This is a genomic window from Bifidobacterium sp. W8103 (assembly GCF_016100775.1).
In the GTDB taxonomy this organism is placed as follows: domain Bacteria; phylum Actinomycetota; class Actinomycetes; order Actinomycetales; family Bifidobacteriaceae; genus Bombiscardovia; species Bombiscardovia choladohabitans.
Map to the genome: position 1 here is coordinate 718,938 of NZ_JACFRV010000001.1, position 17,524 is coordinate 736,461.

12 protein-coding genes are annotated in these 17,524 nt (G+C 61.6%); 3 read left to right on the plus strand and 9 right to left on the minus strand.

Translation table 11 applies throughout. The features are described from left to right. Positions 1–161 precede the first annotated feature (161 nt). Together H3U90_RS02735 and metG are read right to left on the minus strand one after the other, a co-directional pair. Positions 162–3,182, minus strand: coding sequence for an HAD-IA family hydrolase (locus H3U90_RS02735; protein WP_198176944.1), 3,021 nt, complete (start codon positions 3,180–3,182; stop codon positions 162–164). 237 nt (positions 3,183–3,419) lie between these two features. Continuing rightward, positions 3,420–5,291, minus strand: a complete 1,872-nt coding sequence (gene metG, locus H3U90_RS02740; protein ID WP_198176945.1) for a methionine--tRNA ligase — start codon at positions 5,289–5,291, stop codon at positions 3,420–3,422. A gap of 396 nt (positions 5,292–5,687) precedes the next feature. Here metG and H3U90_RS02745 point away from each other — a divergent pair, with 396 nt between their 5' ends. Continuing rightward, positions 5,688–6,164 carry a hypothetical protein gene (locus H3U90_RS02745; RefSeq protein WP_198176946.1) on the plus strand — a complete coding sequence of 159 codons (477 nt, stop codon included), beginning with the start codon at positions 5,688–5,690 and terminating at the stop codon, positions 6,162–6,164. Beyond that, positions 6,161–6,616: a variant leucine-rich repeat-containing protein gene (locus H3U90_RS08275; RefSeq protein ID WP_232340504.1), complete on the plus strand. Its 456-nt coding sequence runs from the start codon at positions 6,161–6,163 to the stop codon at positions 6,614–6,616. Before H3U90_RS02745 ends, H3U90_RS08275 begins: the two co-directional genes overlap by 4 nt. On the opposite strand, the gene rsmI is transcribed toward H3U90_RS08275, so the two are convergent. After that, positions 6,580–7,533 carry a 16S rRNA (cytidine(1402)-2'-O)-methyltransferase gene (gene rsmI, locus H3U90_RS02755; protein ID WP_198177591.1) on the minus strand — a complete coding sequence of 318 codons (954 nt, stop codon included), beginning with the start codon at positions 7,531–7,533 and terminating at the stop codon, positions 6,580–6,582. The genes H3U90_RS08275 and rsmI overlap by 37 nt on opposite strands. A 121-nt stretch (positions 7,534–7,654) precedes the next feature. Here rsmI and H3U90_RS02760 point away from each other — a divergent pair, with 121 nt between their 5' ends. After that, a complete protein-coding gene (locus tag H3U90_RS02760; RefSeq protein ID WP_415873753.1) occupies positions 7,655–9,316 on the plus strand; it encodes a dolichyl-phosphate-mannose--protein mannosyltransferase in 1,662 nt (553 codons plus the stop codon). Between the two features lie 812 nt (positions 9,317–10,128). Here the strand turns inward: H3U90_RS02760 and H3U90_RS02765 are convergent. The 6 genes from H3U90_RS02765 to H3U90_RS02790 all read right to left on the minus strand — a co-directional run bounded on the left by H3U90_RS02765 (position 10,129) and on the right by H3U90_RS02790 (position 17,406). Beyond that, entirely contained in the window at positions 10,129–11,751 is a 1,623-nt protein-coding gene (locus tag H3U90_RS02765; RefSeq protein WP_198176947.1) for an extracellular solute-binding protein, read from the minus strand. Between the two features lie 96 nt (positions 11,752–11,847). After that, complete coding sequence (locus tag H3U90_RS02770; RefSeq protein ID WP_198176948.1) at positions 11,848–12,519, minus strand: YesL family protein; 672 nt, start codon at positions 12,517–12,519, stop codon at positions 11,848–11,850. An 85-nt stretch (positions 12,520–12,604) separates the two neighbouring features. Continuing rightward, on the minus strand, positions 12,605–13,525 hold the full coding sequence (locus H3U90_RS02775; RefSeq protein ID WP_232340503.1) for a carbohydrate ABC transporter permease: 921 nt from the start codon (positions 13,523–13,525) through the stop codon (positions 12,605–12,607). Between the two features lie 37 nt (positions 13,526–13,562). Next, a complete protein-coding gene (locus H3U90_RS02780; protein WP_198176950.1) occupies positions 13,563–14,564 on the minus strand; it encodes an ABC transporter permease in 1,002 nt (333 codons plus the stop codon). 446 nt (positions 14,565–15,010) lie between these two features. After that, complete coding sequence (locus H3U90_RS02785) at positions 15,011–16,450, minus strand: glycoside hydrolase family 1 protein (RefSeq protein ID WP_198176951.1); 1,440 nt, start codon at positions 16,448–16,450, stop codon at positions 15,011–15,013. A gap of 53 nt (positions 16,451–16,503) precedes the next feature. Next, positions 16,504–17,406 carry a TetR/AcrR family transcriptional regulator gene (locus H3U90_RS02790; protein WP_198176952.1) on the minus strand — a complete coding sequence of 301 codons (903 nt, stop codon included), beginning with the start codon at positions 17,404–17,406 and terminating at the stop codon, positions 16,504–16,506. Between the last annotated feature and the right edge of the window lie 118 nt (positions 17,407–17,524).

Sequence of the window (17,524 nt, forward strand, 5' to 3'; positions counted from 1 at the left end):
GTCCGGGAGAGTGACTGACCTATGGTGACGCCCGGCTATGTTCCTCGCCTCTGCAACGCCGCGCGTGTCCGCCCTGGATTCGTCAAGCGTTGCCTATTCTATTGGAGCCTCAACCAGATGCAACCCCGGATCCCGGCGTGTCTAGGCCCGGAATCCAGAGGTCATATGTGGCGTGGATGCCCCTGGACCAGAAGGTCCAGCTCGGGTCCTGACAAGCGCTTCAGATCGACACCGTCTGTTGTTACGGCAACCCGGAACCTGGTACCCCGCACCTCCAGCTCGTAGGTCAGCGAGCGCCAGGCTGAAGGCAGATGGGGGTCGATGCTCAGCCCGGTTCCGCCGGTGTCACGCAGGCCCCCGAAGCCGCAGACCAGGCTGGACCAGACGCCTCCGCAGGCGGCCAGGTGGATGCCGTCGGTCGTATTGGCATGCAGGTCGTCCACGTCCGTAAACAAGGACCGACGGAAGTACTGCATGGCCAGCTGGTCATGCCCCACCTCGGCGGCGAGGATGGACTGGGAGGCTGCAGACAGGGTCGAATCCCCGGTGGTCAGCGGATCGTAATAGTCGAAGTCAGCCAGCTTCTGCTCCGGAGTGAACCAGGAGCTGAGCAGGTAGAGGGCCATGACCACGTCGGTCTGCTTGAGCACCTTGTGCCGGTAAATGACCAGCGGGTGGTAGTGCAGCAGCAGGGGCCTGGCCGTGAACTGGTCGAAGTGCCAGCGGGGGCGTTGCATGAACTGGGCATCCTGGGCATGGACCCCCTCCTGATCGTCGAAGGGGACGAACATGGCCTCGGCCGCACGAGACCACTTGGCGGCCTCCTCATCGTCGAAGTGCAGCCTTTGACGGATGGCGCCGATCAGATCCGGGTGCTTCTCACACAGGTGTTGGTAGGCCTTGTAAGCGGCCAGGAGGTTGAACCGGGCCATCTGGTTGGTGTAGAGGTTGTCGTCAACCAGGACCGTGTACTCGTCAGGGCCGGTCACGCAGTGGATGTGGAAGCGGCCGTCCTCCTTGTAGCGCCCCAGGCCCATCCAGAGACGGGCCGTCTCCACCAGGATGTCCACACCCTCAGCCTGCAGGAAGTCTTCATCGCCGGTGACCTGCACATACTGGGCCACCGCGTAGGCGATGTCGGCATCGATGTGGTATTGGGCCGTACCCGTGGGGAAGTAGGCGGAGGCCTCCTCGCCGTCAATGGTCCTCCAGGGGAAGAGGGCGCCGTTCAGGTTGAGTGCGCAGGCCCTGCGCCTGGCGGCAGGCAGCATCAGGTAGCGGTAGTGAAGGACGGCTCTTGCCCGGGCAGGTGCCGAATAGATCAGGAAGGGGAGAATGTAGATTTCAGTGTCCCAGAAGTAGTGGCCGCTGTAGCCGGATCCGCTCAGGCCCTTGGCACCCACGCCGTTCTCAATCTGGGCCGTGGACTGGGCCAGCTGGAAGAGTTCCCAACGCACCATCTGCTGGGTGCGACCGCCATCCTCGGCCTGGATGCGGATATCCTGCCGCTCCCAGAACCGGTCCAACCATTCGCGCTGATGTCGCTCCAGCTCATCCAGGGAAAGGGTGCTGACCTCCTCCAGCCGATCGCGGCAGTCCTCGACCAGATTCCTGGTACCCTCGCCCCGGGTCTGCACGACCAGACCGTTGCCGCTGGTGCCGGCCGGAAGAATGGGGTGGCTGCGGTAGACGGCGTAACGAACCAGTCTGGTGGAACCGCCCTTGGGCACATCCATGCGCCAGCCGGAGCCTTCAACAGGGCGTCCGTCCCTGAACTGCCTGACGCCCAAGGCCAGGCTGAGCCGTGAATTATTGCAGCGGAAGACCCTGCAATCCGCACTCAGCTCGCCATAGACCGCATTGTCCAATACCTCGTGGATTCCGCAGCCGTCCACAAAGGTCGACTTGCGGGGGTCGCTGGAGTTGACATGGCGGGGGTTGTCGGCGTTGACCGGCCCCTCGACCACCACAGCCATGTCCCGGTCAGGCGACTCGACAGTCAGCGTGCAGACGCTCAGGCTGCGGTCATACAGGCAGACCATGCGGGTGAGCACGGTCTTCAGGTGGATGCCGTGGCCCAGATCGTACAGATTGGTGGTGGTCGCGATTCCTGTTCGGAAGTCCAGACGCTGCGTGGTCTTCTCCGGCCGACCCAGGGGCAGCCCCTCCACCTTGAGGGTGAAGTCCGAGGCATCAGGCACCCCCTGGATCAGCTGGCCCACCTTGGCATATCCGTAGGCACTTTCGGGATGGGCTATCCGGAAGGTGTCATGGAAGCCGCTTAAGAAAGTACCGTTGCCCAGGCAACGTTCCCCGCCGCCTTCACCTCTGACACCGACAGAACCGTTGGTGACCGAAAAGACCGTGGCGCTGACCGCGTCGGGCCGACCGACCTCGCTGAGCCCCCAGTCCTCCACAGGGAAGCGATCCTCATCCAGACCGGGGTCCTCCCCCTGCCCGCGCTCGCTGGCATCGTCGTCGATCAGCTCAATCAGCTGGTCCACCACCAGGTCCGCACCCGCCTTGAGCAGCTGCTCGCGACCGGCGCCCCTGTCCACGCCCACAACCAGGCCGAACCTGCCCGCGTGACCGGCGGCTACACCAGAGATGGCATCCTCGACCACAACAGCATCCTCATTGCGCAGTCCGAGCACCTTGGCCGCATAGGCGTAGGTATCCGGGGCAGGTTTGCCCTGCAGACCCATCTCGTCCTTGAGATTGCCGTCCACCACAGTGTCGAAGTATCCGGCGATCCCGGCAGCCTGGAGGACCTGGGCCGTGTTGCGCGAACTGGACACCACAGCCAGACGCTTCTTGTCGGTGCGCAGGTGCCTGAGCAGATCCACCGTGTCCGGGTAGGGATCGATGCCCTTCTGCTTCAGCATGCGCTCAAAGGTCATGTTCTTGCGATTGCCGTATCCGCAGACGGTGTCCAGCTGTGGATCGTCATCAGGGTTGCCCCAGTCCAGCTCAATGCCCCTGCTGCGCAGCAGGGCGTCGACACCGTCATAACGGGGCCGGCCATCCACATAGGCGTAATAGTCCTGCTCCGTGTAGGCCGGGACGTTCGCGGGCAGGACCTGATCGAACAACGCCTTCCAGGCGGCCTTGTGCAGGATGGTCGTGGGCACCAGCACCCCGTCCAGATCGAAGAGCACACAGGCGAATTGGGCAACCTTCATGGTTACACATCCTATGAGTCTTCCATGACGAAAGAACCCGGCGGTTCGAAGAACCGCCGGGCGAGAAGAGAGAGAAGAAGGGGTTCAGTTATCGGGGCCGCATGACCCCCATCGGCCAGTACTTCAACCGACAGAACAAATATAACCAGCGCTACCTTGGAGGAAGTGCCCGAAAACCTCAAAGTTCTCTGTGAATCATGAACTGGGGCCCGAGCTCACATTCGGGCGCGTCGGCCGCTACTTGCCCTGGTCGCCCAGCTTGGCCTGCTCAGCCTCGAACCTGGCGCGCTCCCTGGCCTTGCGACGGTCAAGCTGCTCCTGGAAGCGGTCCAGCTCCTCCTGCACGGCTTCCTTGGGGATGCGCGGGAAGATGGGTGTGGGCCGATCAATCGGCGTACCGTCCCTGAGGGGCTCGCGCGCCCAAGGATGGACCGTCTCCCCCAGCCGGTAGTCGCCGGTGATGATGGGATAGTGGAAATCGGACCGATCCAGGTCGTCAACCTCCTCGACACGGGGCAGGGGCGAGAAGATGCCCTTGCCACCCATGGTCTCCCAGACCCGCTGAGAGGCATGAGGCAGGAAGGGGGCCAGCATGGTATTGGCATCCAGCACGGCCTGGGCTGCGGTATGCAGGACGGCAGCCAGTCGGTTCTGGTCATCCTTGATTTTCCAGGGCTCCTGGGCAGAGATGTACTTGTTGATGTCTCCCACCAGAGCCATGGCCTCGACCAGGGCGGCCTTCTGGCGATGATTCTCGATCAGGGAGCCCACAGTATCGAAGGCCTGCAGGCTGCGGTCCAGCAGGGCATTGTCCTCCTCGGTCAGCCAGTCCTCCTCGATGCGGGGGATGCTGCCGAAGTCCTTGTTGAGCAGGTTGGCCACGCGGTTGACCAGGTTGCCCCAGGAGGCGGCCAGCTCCTCGTTGTTGTGCCGGACGAACTCAGCCCAAGTGAAGTCCGAGTCCGAAGTCTCCGGCCCGGCGATGGAAATGTAGTAGCGGACTGCATCGACCGGATAACGTGCCAGGATGTCCTTGACGTAGATGACGATGCCCCTGGAGGAGCTGAACTTCTTGCCCTCCATGGTCATGAACTCACTGGCCACCACCTGCTCGGGCAGGTTGAGTTCGCCGTAGGATCCCGGCTGCCCGCCCTTGGACCCCTGGCCGTTGTAGGCCAGAATCTCCGAGGGCCAGATCTGCGAGTGGAAGGTGATGTTGTCCTTGCCCATGAAGTAGTAGCCCAGGGCCTTGGGGTCATTCCACCACTTGCGCCAGGCCTCGGGGTCCCCCTGACGGCGGGCCCATTCGATGGATGCCGACAGGTAGCCGATGACGGCATCGAACCAGACATAGAGCTTCTTGTTGGGGTCGTCGACCCAGCCGTCCACAGGCACGGGAATCCCCCAGTCGATGTCGCGCGTGATGGCCCGCGGCTTGACCTCCTTGAACAGCCCCAAGGAGAAGTTGAGCACGTTGCTGCGCCAGCCCTTCCGGGTCTTCAGCCAGGCCAGGTTGGCCTCGGCCAGAGCGGGCAGATCCAGGAAGAAGTGCCTGGACTCCTCGAAGCGGGGGGTCTCCCCATTGATCTTGGACACAGGGTTGATCAGCTCATCCGGATCCAGCTCGTTGCCGCAGTTGTCGCACTGGTCGCCGCGAGCGCCATCAGCGCCACAGATAGGGCAGGTCCCCTCAATATAGCGGTCCGGCAGGGTCCGGCCGGTGGAAGGAGAGATGGCCACCTTCTGCTGTCCCTCATAGATGTAGCCATTGGCCCGGCACTGGCGGAAAAGCTCCTGCACCACCTTCTCATGATTGCCGGTCGTGGTCCTGGTGAAGAGGTCATAGCTGAGCCCCAGATCGCACAGATCCTTGACGATGACCCGATTATAACGGTCGGCGATCTCCTGAGGTCCCACACCTTCGGCGTCGGCCTCCACCAGGATGGGAGTGCCGTGCTCGTCAGTCCCCGAAACCATAAGGACATCATTGCCCTTCATGCGTTCGTAGCGTGCATAGACGTCCGAGGGGACGCCGAACCCAGCGACGTGGCCGATGTGACGGGGCCCATTCGCGTAGGGCCAGGCGACGGAAACAAGGATATGACTCATACCAGCAAGATTATCGGCTCAGCCCTACAATCCCCCTGCTCGTCCACAGGACTGCCACCAAGCAAGCGAATTATCCACAAATGCACAAATTCGGCCCTCTCCCAGGCAAATCCGGGCAGGACCATTTACAGTCGAACCATGAATCGAGAACACGCGCTCGGGGGAGCGCCGTGGACGCCTACCACTGCCGTTGGCGCCAGCCACCCCCCTAGAGCTACCACCAAGCCGCCAAGTCGACCGCTACAAGCCGGTGGAGCGCCGACGCATACCCGCAGCCGTCCTTCCACGGCCGAATTTGGGGTCCCGATCCCCGAACCCGAACCGCTGCCCAGTCTGATTCGAACCGAGGATCTGCCCGGTCCACTCAGCCTCAGTCTGCTGGTCAAGGAGGGAATCGTGACTTGTCTGGACCAATCCTGCTGCTACCTGAACGAACAGGCTGAGGGACTCTACGGTCGCGCATCCATCGTCACGCCCATGGTTCCTTACGGCGCAGCGGCATGCGGCGGTCTGGCGGTCTGGATATGGATCAACGGCCAATTCCCCGATGCGCTGGACATCATCTCCAACTCCCATTTCCGCACGCCGGTTCACGGCAGGCCCCTACGGCCCCACCAGCGACAGCTGGATGCCCGCTACCTGATGAAGCTCGGGAAGCTCTGGGTGACTTCGCCGCTCTGGACGGCCTGTGATCTGGCCTGCGATTCCTCGGGCCAATGCAACGGAGAGGAGATTACGGCGGTCTTGCATGAACTCATGGAACGGTACCAGGTCAGTTGCGGATCCTGCGAGGAGCTCCTGTCCTCCAACCCGCGCTGGCCTGGCCACGCTCAAGGATTGGAGACCATAAGACGACTCAAGGCGATCCTATGAATCTGCCGATGAGAAGTAGCCGACGCAGGCATGGCCATCATCGGAATCGGGATCAGGGCCGTCGTGGATTCTCCGCCGCTGAACGCATGGCCCGGCTCATGACTGCCGTCAGCAGCCGGTCGCACCCCTGGGCGGAAGACGATTCGAACCGAGACGATTGCGATGGCTTGGAACCAATGGCCGAGGTGCGCGCCCCACCGCCAGAGCCTCCCCTGGTACCAACGGCCCTGATGGCCACAGACCCCGAGACCGACCCGAGCATCCTCTGGGCCATCGCACGGGAAGAGCCACAGCTGCGTCGATGGTTGGTAGCCAATCCCGCCGCTTCGCCAGCCCTGCTGGAGGCCGTTTCCCAGCTGGGTGGGCCCGGTGTGCGCAGGGCGCTGGAGGTGCTGCTGGACGAAGGGAACGGGAATCAGTCCTCCTCATCCTCTTCAACAGCCAAGGTATAGATCCTTTTCCGATTGGGCAGGCTGCCATCGGCCAGGGGATGCTCGGCAGCCACCCGGGCGATGGCCTCCTTGAGGCGCAGGCCCTCGGATCGGGCCAGATCCCGTGCCAGAGCGGCCAGCTGCCGGTCATCCATGGCCTCAGGATCGTTGCGCCTGGCCTCCAGGGCGGAGGCACCTGCCACGACCAGGACCATCTCTCCCCGGGGAGGGTCCTCCTGAAGGGAGCGCACAACGTCCCCGATGGTGCCCCGCCGGATCTGCTCATGCTCCTTGGTCAGCTCCCGACAGAGGGCCATGAGCCTGTCGGGGCCGAAGACCTCCTGAAGGTCTTGCATAGCCTGATCAATGCGGTGGGGGGTCTCGTAGAAGACCATGGTCCGCTCCTCGCTGCGCAGGGTGCGCAGATGTCGCAGCCGTTCCTGGTGCCGGCGGGGAAGAAATCCCTCGTAGCAGAAGCGGTCGGTCGGCAGGCCGGAGAGGGCCAGGGCATCCAGCACCGCGCTTGGACCGGGAGCGCAGGTGACCGGTATGCCTCGCTCGATGGCCCGCCTGACGATGGCCATACCCGGATCGTTGATGGTGGGCATGCCCGCATCCGAGACCACCAATGCGCAAGCTCCGTCACGAACCTGATCCAGGATGGGATCGGCCATCCGCCGTTCATTGTGATCGTGATAAGCCATAACCCTGCCGCCTACGCGCACTCCCAGGCGGTTGGCCAAGTCGTAGAGCCTCCGCGTGTCCTCCGCCGCCACCAGGTCCGCCGACTGCAGGAGCTTCACCAATCGCGTCGAGGCATCGGCGACATTGCCGATAGGCGTGGCCGCCAGCACCAACGTTCCACGTGAAACACTGGATGAAATCGGCTCCTCATGACTTTCTCCGCCCTGTGTATGTCCATCGCTCCGGCCATTCATGCTGCTCATGCCTTTAGTATGGCCTAATCTAGGGGTGATGACATCTTTGGCAGGGCTTTCTTCGCAGCATCGCTCCTCCAGACACGGCAGGCACGCAGCCCACCGGTCCGGTCGCCCTGTCATGCTGTCCATCTTCAGCAAGCCAAAGGGTCAGCATACCAAGCGAGGAATCAACCGGATTCCCCGGCTCTCCCATCGGCAGAGTGGCTGGCTGGCCTGCATACTCATGGCTCTTCTGGGAGGGCTCCTGCGGTTTGCGCGGCTGGGCAGCCCCCGGGCCATCGTCTTCGACGAGACATATTACGTCAAAGACGCCTGGACCATGCTGATGACCGGCGAGCCACGCAACTGGCCGAAAACAGCCGGTCCGCTGGACCTTCCCATCGACCAGATCTTCGCCCAGGGGCACACCAGCGGCTGGCTGCCCCAGGCCGAGTACGTAGTCCACCCTCCGGTGGGCAAGTGGTGCATCGCCCTGGGTCTCAAGCTCTTCGGAGGAGCCGGCAACCCCTTCGCCTGGCGAGCGGCCACTGCCCTGGCCGGCACCATCGCCATCCTGCTGCTTTGCCGTGTAGCTCTGCGCCTTTTCCACAACCTGCCTATCGCCCTGACGGCAGGCTTCCTCATGGCCATAGACGGTCTGGGCATCGTCATGAGCCGTACCGGCCTGCTGGACAACTTCGTCATGGTCTTCGTCCTGGGAGCCTGGCTGTGTCTGATGGGCCATCGGGACTGGGCTCGGGCAAGGCTGCGACAATCCTGGGCCAAGGACCAGGCTGACTTCCGTCTGCATTACCGGGTGAAGGTCATTCAGTCACAGGGAGATCAAGGGCAGAACAACCGTATCGAACTGCCCGTGGCCACCACCGGCCCCTTCATCGCCTGGTCCTGGTGGCGGACCGGAGCCGCCCTGTTACTGGGCCTGGCCACCGGCACCAAGTGGTCTGGTGCATATTTCTTTGCCGTCTTCGCGCTGATCTCGGTGCTCTGGGACGGCTGGGAGCGCCATCAGGCAGGGTATGGATCCTGGTTGCAGAGCGCCGTGTTCAGGGACGGGCTCCCGGCGGCCTTGCTTATGATTCCCGTCTGGGCGGGCACCTATCTGGCCTCCTGGACGGGATGGTTCCTGCACGGCGATTCATTCATGCACAATTGGGCGGCCCAGCACCCTGGCCAGGGGCTGACCTGGCTGCCGGAGGGGCTGCGGTCCCTGGCTGAATACCACCGGCAGATGTGGCACTTCCACACCACCCTGCATACCCGTCACCCATACATGGCCAACCCCCTGACCTGGCCCCTTCAGGTCAGACCCACCAGCTTTTACTGGCAGAAGCTCACGGGCTTCCCCGGTCTGTGCGGACTGGCCAAGGACTCACCCTGCGTGGCCGCCGTTACCTCCCTGGGCAATCCCCTGACCTGGTGGCTGGGCAGCATCTGCGTGATTCTGGCCATCGTCATCGCCGTCGTGGTCAAGCACGGAGATTGGCGGATCTGGGGGGTACTGGCAGGCATGCTGGCCGGCTGGCTGCCCTGGATTCAATACATGAATCGGACCACCTTCACCTTCTACTCCATCGTCATCCTGCCCTGGATGATCCTGGCAATCTGTTACGTGGCCAACTGGCTCCGGCAGAACTCGGACAGCGTCCTCTACCGGCAGACCATGATCATGGGCCTGACCCTGCTGGGCCTGACCTCGGTCTTCTTCTATCCGCTGTGGACCGCCATGCCCATCCCCTACGATTTCTGGCGCATGCACATGTGGCTGTCCAGTTGGATCTAAGACAGGGAGACGGTCGGACAGCGATGCCCGACCGTCTCACGGACGCGTTTATAAGCCGTCGTGCTCAGACTGCCCGACTGCGGATGATCTGCGCGTACCGCAGACCGGAATCCTTCCAGATCCGCTTCTGGGTGTCATAGTCGACCCTGATCAGCCCAAAGTTCGATGGACGCCGGTCCTGATCCTGATGAAAAGGTCATGGCTGAGCCCCAAATCACACAAAACGCCGGCATTCGACCGGTTATAACGGTCACCTTCCGAACTTTGGCGGTTTGAGGACCCTCCTATGATCTGGCCCAAGGCTGCGGCGACCCGGCAGGCTCATTCCAAGTGAGGGCACCGGTGTCCAACAAAACACCCTGGGAGGGGCCGAAACCGGTCATGCTCACCCCGGCAGGAAACGGAGGCAGCCGACCACAATGGTGCAAGAGGGCAACCCACCGGGAGAAGGCAAGAGCCCGGCAGGTAGCCCTCCCGTTCCGTGAATCCGACAGCACTCTGGGGGGGGGGGGGAAGAGAGGGATGCCATGCCCTCAGGCTGACTCGGACGGGGAAGTGTCCACCCGGAGGGGAACCGGAGAACTCTGTCGAAAGACCGTGCCGAGCATCCCCCTCCACCCTCCGAACCCGGACCATTGACGACCTTGGACCCGCCCACAGAAACGGCCGAGCTCTGATGGAGCCAGTCGCCAACCCGGCCGCCTCATCGGCCTTCCCAGACAACGTCTCGTGGGGTGGGCGAGCCCGAGGCCCGACGGACCCTGGATGCCCTCCGTGAATCACTGGAGGGCCCCAGGGCACATCTGCATCCCTCAGTTCTTGGAGTAGTACTGGTCGTAGGCCTTCTGCACCAGCTTGATGTTCTGATCCAAATTGGCCTTTTTCAGGGTCTGCACATAGTTGTCCCAATCCTGGTCCACACCACCCTTGGTCACCCACTGGGCGAACTTGGTCATAGCGGTGTTCATCAGGGTTGTGTTGTTGTTCTGCATGGTGGTCTGGTCCTCGGAGGAATACTTGAGGGCACCCGGAATGACATCCAACTTGGGATCCACATGGGCCAGAGCCGGCTCAAGAGGCTGCTCCTGGCCCTTGACCTCCTCGAGATCCGCCGGCAGCTCGATCTTGAGATTCGGACGTATCCAGTAGGGAGAGTCATCAGCCAGGGTCTCCGTCCACTTCCAGGTGGAGGGGTCCTTGGTGGAGTCAGCAGGCGGCAGGACCTTATAGGAGTCCGGCCCTGTCTTCTGCACATCCGTGCCCAGATCACCCCAGAGCATCTGCAGGGACATGTCCTGCCCGTAGAAGGCATTAGCCACCTTGATGGCGGTCTCCTTGTTCTTGCTCTTGGCCGAGACCACCAGTGCGAACTCGCTGTAGTCCAACCGGTCCCCCTGGGTGTCGTAGACCAGCTCATCCGGGTTCTGATCGGCCTTGGCCTTCAGCTGGGGCATGGCCACATACTGACTGGCCAACTTGTCACCAAAGCGGTCGGAGGCCGTCCACCCCCAGGTGAAACCGATCTTGGCCTTGTCGCCCTGTCCTCGCGCGGTGGACTGGGACTTGGAGTAGTCGTGGGTGAAAGCGTCCTTGGCGATCAACCCCTCCCCCCAGAGCCTGTTGAGGTACTGGATCAGCTCCTTGTAACGGTCATCGGTCAGGAAGGACTTGACCTTGCCCTTGTCGGCATAGAAGCCCTGGCCGCCACCTACCGACGTCACGATGCCCAGGCTCCCCAGCAGGAGGGTGGGCTGATAGTCACCGAAGCCGCCAGTACCGGGAGACTGGAAGTCAAAGGGGATTTCGTCGGCCTGTCCGTTCCCATTGGGGTCCTTGGTCTTGAAGGCCTTGAGCACCTCCTCAAGCTCATCCCAGGTGGTCGGCACCTTCAGGCCCAGCGTGTCCAGCCACTGCTTGTTGATGTACATGTGGCTGACGGCCTTGGGCCAGATACCCTTCTTGACGGCGGGCAGGATGTAGATCTTCCCGTCAGGCATGGAGACCACCTGCTTGGCCGTGGGGTCGGTCTTGAACATCTTCTTGACATTCGGCATCTTGTCCAGGTCCTGGCTCAGATCCTCGAAGAGGGTGCTATAAGTGGCTATGTCCGCCAGGTTGATCCCCTTGAGAATGAGGTCGGGCACATCGCCGGCCGCCAGCATGGCCTGCTTCTTCTGGTCCCAGTCCGAGCTCGCCTCCTGCCAATGGATTTCGCAGCCACACTCCTTCTCCAGCTGCTTGGGCCACTTCATCTTGGATATCTTCTTGGTCAGAGGGTGCTTGGCTACGGCTATCGTGATGATCGGCTGGCCCTGGGCATTGGTGGTGGGCTCCTTGGAACCGCCGCAACCGGCCAGCATCATCGACATGGCCATCGTCATGGCCCCTATGGCCACCAGACGGTTCCTGAACCTGTGTTTCCCGAACGAACTCATGATTCGCTCCTCCTGTTCGACAGTGAACTTCTCTGCTTACCCCGGGCCCATGCGCCGATCGCACCGGTCCAGGCGGTGTACTTAATGACGGATCCGTCACTCTCCTTTCGTTGCCATCTCGCCCTGCGCGCCCCGGCGCATCCGGACGGAAAAACCGTCGAGCCTGCCGTAGAACCAGACCGCCGACGACGACAGGAGGCAGGGCAGGGCAGGCCCGAAGACTACGGCCAGGCCGGGCCAGGACCAGCAGGCAAAGGCCATAAGGGCCAGACCGAAAGCCAGGACCACACTCATCCAGGGACGCGCCAGAACCATCTGGACCGACCTGACCAGAATCCAACCGACCCCCTGGTCGTAGAGGGCGAATAGGACCCAGGACAGGGCAGTGGCCAGAATCATGAAGACCATGAGGCAGAAGAGGATGCCGGAGACGAAAACCCCGACCCTACCGGTCCGATGAAAGTTGACGATCCAATAATCCCCCAGCAGGAGGGCCCAGATGGCCGCCTGTGCCCAGCCGAAAATGTTGGCCCCCCTGAGCTCCTTCTTCCACAGACGATGGAAGGTCCGCCAGGTCTGAGCGATCCCCCACTCCCTGTCCTCATCTGTCAGCCATCTTCTGAAAACCCCGCAGGTCGCTGCCAGGGAGGGGAAGAAGCCTACCAGGACAAGCCCCATGATGGTGTGTGCCAGCAGGGCCAGGTTGGCGATGAAGGCCACCAGGACCAAGCGGGCCGCCTGCTCGTATCCGAGGGCGAATCTTTGCATGCTTCCTCCTTTCCCGGGTACAGCCATGGCTGTCCGGCCCATACGTCTTGTCTTTGTTCCCCGTCAGTAGGACGGTCCGGTGCAATCAGCCCTTGATTGCCCCGATCATGACACCTTTGTTGAAGTACTTCTGTATGAAGGGGTAGATGACCAGGAGAGGGAGGGTGGAGACGATGATCACCCCGTATTTGATCTGGTCAGCGAACTCCTGCCCGTATCCGGCACCGGCCGTCGAGCCCGACCCCCCCTGGAAAGCCTGGTTGGACAGGAGGATGTCACGCAGGACGATCTGCAGGGGTTGCTTGTCGTAGGTGCGTATGTAGACCAAGCCGGTGAAGAAGTCATTCCAGTGCTGCACCAGGTAATACAGGCCGATGACGGCGATGATGGCGGAACTCAGGGGGATGACGATCCGCGTAAAGTAGCGGAAGTACCCCACCCCGTCGATCTGAGCGGCATCGTGGAGGTCCTCGGGGATGGAGCTCTCGAAGAAGGACCGGGCGATGATCAGGTTGTAGACATTCAGGGCCTGGGGAATGACGAAGACCGCCCAGGAGTCCAGGAGACCAAGCTGTTTGTAGAGGAGGTAGGTCGGGATCAGACCGCCGTTGACGAACATGGTAATCGTGAAGAAGAGCATGATCAGGCGGCGCCATTTGAACTCGGGCCGGGAGAGGGCGAAGGCCGCCGGCATGGTGACCACCAGGTTCAAGACGGTGCCTGCCACAGTGTAGATCAACGTATTCCGGTAGCCGTTCCAGATCCTGTCATCCCCGAGAATCTGCTGGAAGCCGTAGGCCGAAATGCCCTTGGGAATCCAGGTGACCTGGCCTGTGTTGACCAGGGTCTGATCAGAGACCGAAGCGATGATGATGAACCAGATTGGGTAGAGGATGGAGGCCACTATCAGCAGCAGGATGAGGACGATGATCAGGTCAGCCAGCCAGTCTCCCAGCGTCTTCCCCCCGATAAGCCGTCTGACCCTGCGGGCCCCGGCGCGTGCCATGTCTTGCGTGTTTTCCATTTTGTTGTCTTCCTCCCCCTCAGAAGATGCCGGTGTGAGACACCCTCCTGGAGATCTGATTGGCGATGACCAGGAAGACGAAGTTGATGAGCATGTTGAACAGGCCGATGGCTGTGGAATACGAGAATTGATTCTGCAGGATGCCGATCTTGTAGGTGTAGGTCGATATGACCTCGGAGGCTGGCAGGTTCAGGGTGTTCTGCATGAGGAAGACCTTTTCGAAACCTACGTTGAGCACACCGCCCATGTTCAGGATCAGGAGGACGCCGGCCGTGGGCATGATGGCGGGTATATCGATGTAACGAATAAGCTGAAAACGGCCTGCCCCGTCCATCTTGGCTGCCTCGTAGAGGGCCACGTCGACCGAACTGAGGGCGGCCAGGTAGATAATCGAGTTCCAGCCCATATGCTGCCAGACCTCGCTGATCCAGTAGATGGGCGTAAAGGTGCTGGGATTGCCCATGAAGTTGGCGTTGTCGACGTGGAGGAAGGAGAGGAAACGGGTGAGCAGACCTGTGGAGGGGGTCAGGAAGAGGTTGATCATGGCCACAATCACCACCGTAGATATGAAGTGCGGCATGTAGGTGATGGTCTGTACGAAGCTCTTGACCTTGGTGGAATGGATCTGGTTGATCAGGAGAGCCAGGATGATGGGGGCGATGAAGCCCATGACCAGAGTCCACAGACTGATCCTGATCGTGTTGACCATGAGGGGCTTGAACATAGGTGAGGCGAAGAACTGCTTGAAATACTGGAAGCCCACCCAGTCGCCTCCGGTGAGGCCCTTGGTAAAATCATACTTCCTGAACGCCAGTTGAATGCCGTACATAGGGCCGTAGTTGAATACGGCCACGAACAGCATGGCTGGAAGCACCATGACCCATAAGGGCCAACAGCGCTTTAGGGAAGATTTATACCCCCCCCCCCCGCGACGAAAGGACCTTATGTGCCTTGGCGGGTTTGGAGGAGGCGAGGCGCGCGGTTTTACCGGAAGTCTTGACCTGACGGTCGACTTCTGCATCGGTTCCGTTCATGCTCAGCCCTTCTATGACTAGTTTCGCTCCCATCCGGCTCAATCCTTGAACCTGGGGGAATCCACAGCCGGCAACTATGCCGTCATGACAACACAAGTTTATCTATCGTTGTAAAAAATGTCAATGCAGTCCAACCCGCCCGTCGACGCTGGTGCACGATCATCCTGGGGCTCATCGTCCCGGTCTCCCTCTCTTGTCTTCCTCTGTGGACAGCCCTTCCGATTCATTGCGGGCTCCGATGAATTCACATGTGGCAACCAAGCTGGATATGAGGGGTTCGGAAATCAGGAAACTTCAATCATGCCGGCGGGGAGAGTCACCCCCTCCCCTGCCTGCATGATCAACCTGATTAAATGTTCAGGATCGGTTGTGCGGCCCACAGATCGCATGCGGAGCCGTTGCCGACCGCAGACCAATCGGTATCAGAGCCCTCTCAGATGGCATTGGCCTGAACAATCCGGGAGTAGCGCCTTCCTGAATCTTTCCAGATCCGCTCCTGGGTGTCATAATCGACCCTGATCAGCCCAAAGCGCTTGGTGTAGCCCAGGGCCCATTCAAAGTTGTCCAACAGGGACCAGGCGAAGTAGCCGGTCACCCGGGACCCGGCCTGGATGGCCCTGGCCACGGCTTTGACATGCTCTTCCAGATAGGCCACCCGCTTGGGGTCGTGAACGATCTTCCCGCCGGGTGCGTCCGGATCCTGACTGACCTGGTCATCCCAGGCGGAGCCGTTCTCGGTCACCATGAGTTCCATGTCAGGGAAACGTCGGCCCAGCTCGACCAGCACATCGGTCAAGCCCTGGGGCTCCTGGTTCCAGCCCATTCCCGTCAGCTCTCCCTGCGGGGCCTGCCCTTCCACGCCCTCCTGGGCCGGCATGGCGTTGGCATGGCGATCGACCAGCTTGCCCTCAGGGCCGACCGAGGCATCGGCGGATTCGTCATCAGCCCTCCTGGCCTTTACATAGGTGGTGGCGTAGTAGTTCAATCCCAGGACGTCAAGGGGCTGATGGATGGTCTCCAGGTCACCGTCCCGCACGAAACGCCAGTCGGTATCCTCCCCCGCCGCCTGACTGACACCTTCCGGATAAGCACCCTCCAGCATGGGGGCCAGGAAGACCTCGTTGGCGAAGAGGTCGGCCCTCTTCTTGGCGGCACGGTCCTCCTGGCTGTCCGAGGCCGCCCGGGTAACCTGAAGGTTGAGGGTGACCGAAAGCCGGGCATACTGCCCGACCTGGGCCCTGATGGCCTGGCAGGCCAGTCCATGGGCCAGGTTCAGATGGTGGACGGCGGCCAGGGCCTGGTCGTAGTCCTTGATCCCGGGGGCGTGGGCACCGTTCCCATAACCCAAATAGGCCGCGCACCAGGGCTCATTCAAGGTGGTCCAGGTATCCACCCGGTCGCCGAAGGAAGCGGCCAAGGCGGAGGCGTAGTCGCCGAAGCGGAGGGCTGTGTCCCTGCTGGGCCAGCCACCTGCATCCTGTAGGTACTGGGGAAGGTCCCAGTGGTATAGGGTGACGATGGGCCTGATCTCATTGTCGCGCAGCATATCAAGGACCCTCAGGTAGTGGTCCAGCCCGGCCTGGTTCACCGGACCACCGGCCATGGGGAAAATGCGGGACCAGGATATGGACATGCGGTAGGCGCCAACACCCATCTGCTTCATCAGGGCTATGTCCTCCGGATAGCGGTGATACTGATCGCAGGCCACATCACCGTTGGACCCGTCGACGACCACGCCCGGTTGGGCACAATATGTGTCCCAGATGGAATCCGTCCTGCCGTCCTCATGTGCCGCCCCTTCCACCTGGAAGGCAGCCGTGGCAGTCCCCCAGGTGAAATCGGAGGGGAAGATGAACTTACTCTCTTGGCCCATGCCAATCCTCTCTTTCGTTGCTTCCATGTCCATGGCGCTTTACGCGCTTGCGGTCATTTGCTGTCTTCCGGCCGGTGGACGCCCCCGGTAGCCGTTGTCCCATCACAGGGGTCGTCTGACCGAGGCTGCCGGTCCTGAACCGCCTGCTCCCCACCCGTGATAAGGCCGTAGGAAGCCAGGCAGACTTCGGAATCCGGATCGATGTCACTAGGGTCCATGAACCCATGCCACTTCTCCTGGGGGAAAAGCTCGTCGGAGAAGGCGAGCCACTCGGCCACCAGGTCGGCTGACCCGTCAGCCAGCCAGCGGTATTGCAGGCCATCCATGGCGGACATGCACAGCATCCACATGTGGTGGAAGCGGTCCAGGTCGTACCCTCTGGGCAGGCACCAGTTCAGCGACTTGATGGTCTGCCAGAACTTCTGGTTGCGGCCTATGAAATAGCGGTGGGCCGGGTGCGAGGGGCTCAGGGCCTCCCCGTTCAGGATGGAGAAGAGCTTGACCATCTCCGGCCTGCGGGCATTGAAAATGACGTTGTTGGCGCAGAATCGAGGGAAGAAGAGGAGGTTGTGTCCATCCGCATCCGTCCCGGTACAGGTCTTGTAGATGAATTCGTCGGCCTCAGGGGAGTCATAGGCCTGCTCCATGACCATGCTGAACAGGTCGTTCTTGGAGTCGATGTAATGGTAGAGGGCGGCCTCGGTGATGCCCACCTGATCGGCCACGTCCTGCAGGGACATCCCCCAAAAGCCCTTGGCGGCAATCACCTTGACGGCTGCCTTGACAATCTGGTCCCTGCGTTCATTGGCGGTCATCCGCTTACGCCGGGTGAAGCCCTTGCCGGTAAAGACCTGACGGGCACGCGGGTTCTCAGAGAAAGTGGACCCGCCCATCGGACCGGATCCGGTGACCTTCCTGCCGGCCCGGTACTGGTTCCAATCATCTACGCCAGTCATGAACCCCCTTTACTCAGGCACCTGGCGGGCGATGGGACCCTGTCCCTGGAGTTGCCACCCGCCCTTGCGGGTCCCCATCATGACTGCAGGCGGCTCCGACGTGCCCAATCTTCGGAGT